The following is a 3,380-nucleotide window of genomic DNA, read 5'->3' as shown; positions in this document are numbered from 1 at the left end:
GATCAGGATCATCACGCCGAGCGCAATGCCCACGACCGAGGCCAGCGAGATGAAGGAGATGAAACCGTTGCGGCGCTTGGCGCGGAGATAGCGCAGGCCGATGGCGACGGGAATGGGTTTGAACATGCCCCTATGGTGCCCGATCCCTCCGGTGCCGCCCAGCATCCCCGCTGCCCGCAGCAAGCCGGAGTTCACGCCGCCGTGCAGCCGGCAGCGTATCCGGCCACCAGGCAGCATGACGCCAACGCCCGCCGGCACGCTCGCGCCAACGGAGAAACGCCAGCGGACCCCGCCACCGCAGGCAAACCGCGCACATCGGCACGCCGTCGACGCTGGGGGCCCGCTCGTTGCCGGGAAACCAGAAGACCAAGGCGGGCTTCCGCCCTTCCTTGCGCGACAGCCAGAGGCCATACCCGAGCGCAAAAGCACCGGCAGGCCAGGCGATCGGTCGCGGCATTTCGCTCGTCAGGATCGAGACGGCACCCAGCGCACCCAGCAGGATCAGCACCGCCTGCAGCAGGCGCGACGGCCGCCACTCAAGCCGGCAGTTGACGGATCCGTTCGACCAGCGCGGCGAGTTCCGCATCGGGACAGTGCTCGTAGCCCATGAACCAGCGCCAGAGCTTATCGTCCTCGCAATCGAGCAGCCGTAGGAAAACAACGCGCTGCGGTTCGGATTCGACCGCCCAGCAGCGGTCGAGATAACGTCCGAACAACTGGTCCAGTTCGCGCATGCCACGCCGGCAGCGCCAGCGGATGCGCTTGAGTTCGCGATCGTCGCTCATGCCGCGGCCAGCGCCAGCGCGAGGCGCACCCAGAACGCGATCAACACCAGCGTTGCCAGCGCATAGGCCACGAAGCGGGTCATGACATGGTTCCAGGTGCAGTGCACCAGGCTATGCGCGGTTCGCAACGCGACGAACGCCCATGCCAGCCCGAGCGACACCGCATCCGAGACGCCGAGCTGCGCCGCCAGCATCACGCCGGCATAGAACAGCACCGGCAGCTCGAAGAGATTGCGGAAGTTGTCCGACGCGCGGGTGTCACTCAACAGGCGCACCGAATCCGCGGCATTCGCCAGGGCCTGCGCGTGGATGCGCTTGCGGGCCATTTCCCCCAGGCGAAGCTGGTACAGCCTGACCCACACGAGGAAGGTCAGGCCGGCCATTGCCACGGCGGGCCAGAGGATTGCCGTGGCGGGTCCATCGCTCATGCGGTCAGGCGCGACGCGCCATCATCAGCTTCTTGATCTCGGCGATCGCCAGCGCCGGGTTCAGGCCCTTCGGGCAGGTCCGGGCGCAGTTCATGATGGTGTGGCAGCGGTACAGCTTGAACGGATCTTCCAGATCGTCCAGGCGCGCACCGGTGTCCTCGTCGCGCGAATCGATGATCCAGCGGTAGGCCTGCAGCAGGATCGCCGGGCCGAGGTAACGCTCGCCGTTCCACCAGTAGCTCGGGCAGCTCGTCGAGCAGCAGGCGCACAGGATGCACTCGTACAGGCCGTCCAGCTTCTTGCGGTCTTCCGGGGACTGCAGGCGCTCGCGATCCGGCGGGGCCGGCGTCTGCGTGCGGATCCAGGGCTTGATCGAGGCGTACTGCGCGTAGAAATGGGTCAGGTCGGGAACCAGATCCTTCACCACGTCCATGTGCGGCAGCGGATAGATCGGCACTTCCGCCTTGCCGCAATCGCCGATGGCCTTGGTGCAGGCCAGCGTGTTGGTACCATCGATGTTCATCGCGCACGAACCGCAGATGCCTTCGCGGCACGAGCGACGGAACGTCAGCGTGGGATCGATCTCGTTCTTGATCTTGATCAGCGCGTCCAGGACCATCGGGCCGCACTTGTCGAGATCGATCTCGTAGGTGTCGGTGCGCGGATTGGCGCCGTCGTCCGGGTTCCAGCGGTACACCTTGAAGGTGCGCACGTTCTTGGCGCCCTTCGCGGGGAAGTGCTTGCCCTTGGTGACGCGCGAGTTCTTCGGGAGCGAAAATTCGGCCATGTGTCAGGTCTCCCGGGCTCAGTAGACGCGCGGCTTGGGCGGCACCACATCCACGTCTTTGCTGAGCGTGTACATGTGCACGGGGCGGGAATCGAAGCTGCACTTGCCGTCGTCGGCGACGTTGACCAGCGTGTGCTTCTGCCAGTTGACGTCGTCGCGCTCCGGGAAATCCTCGTGCGCGTGCGCGCCGCGGCTCTCATGGCGCTGTTCGGCCGAATTGATCGTGGCCACCGCGCTGAGCAGCAGGTTGTGCAGTTCGTAGGTCTCGATCAGGTCCGAGTTCCAGATCAGCGAACGGTCGCTGACCTTGACGTCCTGGAAGCTGGAGAAGATGTCCGCCATCTTGTCGCAGCCTTCCTTCAGCGTCTTGCTGGTGCGGAACACGGCGGCGTCGGCCTGCATCGTGCGCTGCATGTTGTCGCGGATCACGGAGGTGGGCGTGTCGCCATTCGCGTTGCGCAGCTTGTCCAGGTGCGACAGCGCCTTGTCGCAGGCATCGCCGGCCAGCGGCTTGTGCGCAGAACCGCTCTTGATGGTCTCGGCGCAGCGGTTGGCGACCGCGCGACCGAACACGACCAGGTCGAGCAGCGAGTTGGAGCCCAGGCGGTTGGCGCCATGCACCGACACGCAGGCGGCTTCGCCGATGGCGTACAGACCGGGCACGACGGTATCCGGGTTGTCGCCGACCTTGCGCACCACTTCGCCGTGGTAGTTGGTCGGGATGCCGCCCATGTTGTAATGCACGGTCGGGATGACCGGGATCGGCTGCTTGGTCACGTCCACGCCGGCGAAGATGTGGGCGCTTTCGGCGATGCCGGGCAGCTTCTCGTTGATGACTTCCGGGCCCAAGTGGGTCAGGTCGAGCAGGATGTGGTCCTTGTGCTCGCCCACGCCGCGGCCTTCGCGGATCTCGATGGTCATCGAACGGCTGACCACGTCGCGCGAGGCCAGGTCCTTGTAGTGCGGTGCATAGCGCTCCATGAAGCGCTCGCCATTGCTGTTGCGCAGGATGCCGCCTTCGCCGCGCACGCCTTCGGTGATCAGGCAGCCCGCGCCGTAGATGCCGGTCGGATGGAACTGCACGAATTCCATGTCCTGCATCGGCAGGCCGGCGCGCATCACCATGCCGCCACCGTCGCCGGTGCAGGTATGCGCGGACGTCGCCGAGAAATACGCACGGCCGTAGCCGCCGGTGGCCAGCACCACGCCATGGGCGCGGAACAGGTGCAGCGTGCCAGTGGCCATGTCCAGGGCGAGCACACCACGACAGGCGCCTTCTTCGTCGAAGATCAGGTCCAGCGCGAAGTACTCGACCATGAAGCGCGCGTCGTGCGCCAGCGACTGCTGGTACAGCGTGTGCAGCATGGCGTGGCCGGTGCG

General features: G+C 66.0%; 4 protein-coding genes and 1 pseudogene. All 5 read right to left on the bottom strand.

Annotated features, from left to right (window positions below; translation table 11 throughout):
* Positions 1-126 (bottom strand): annotated as a pseudogene (locus AC04L7_RS14975) (lipoprotein-releasing system transmembrane subunit LolC); the annotation flags it as partial.
* Positions 127-536: 410 nt separating this feature from the next.
* The gene (locus AC04L7_RS14970; protein ID WP_435999107.1) at positions 537-785 is read right to left on the bottom strand and encodes an FAD assembly factor SdhE; all 249 of its coding nucleotides are present in this window, start codon (positions 783-785) and stop codon (positions 537-539) included.
* On the bottom strand, positions 782-1,168 hold the full coding sequence (locus AC04L7_RS14965; RefSeq protein ID WP_475513306.1) for an MAPEG family protein: 387 nt from the start codon (positions 1,166-1,168) through the stop codon (positions 782-784). The genes AC04L7_RS14970 and AC04L7_RS14965 overlap by 4 nt, the downstream gene beginning before the upstream one ends.
* Positions 1,169-1,217: 49 nt before the next feature.
* Positions 1,218-2,000 (bottom strand): succinate dehydrogenase iron-sulfur subunit, encoded by a 783-nt coding sequence (locus tag AC04L7_RS14960; RefSeq protein ID WP_055944159.1) that lies wholly within the window; start codon positions 1,998-2,000, stop codon positions 1,218-1,220.
* 18 nt (positions 2,001-2,018) lie between these two features.
* The coding region (locus tag AC04L7_RS14955; protein WP_475513305.1) for an FAD-binding protein at positions 2,019-3,380 on the bottom strand (1,362 nt) is incomplete at its 5' end.

The organism is Pseudoxanthomonas sp. LjRoot204_2 (assembly GCF_056175765.1).
This window is presented reverse-complemented; position numbering and strand designations above follow the sequence as displayed.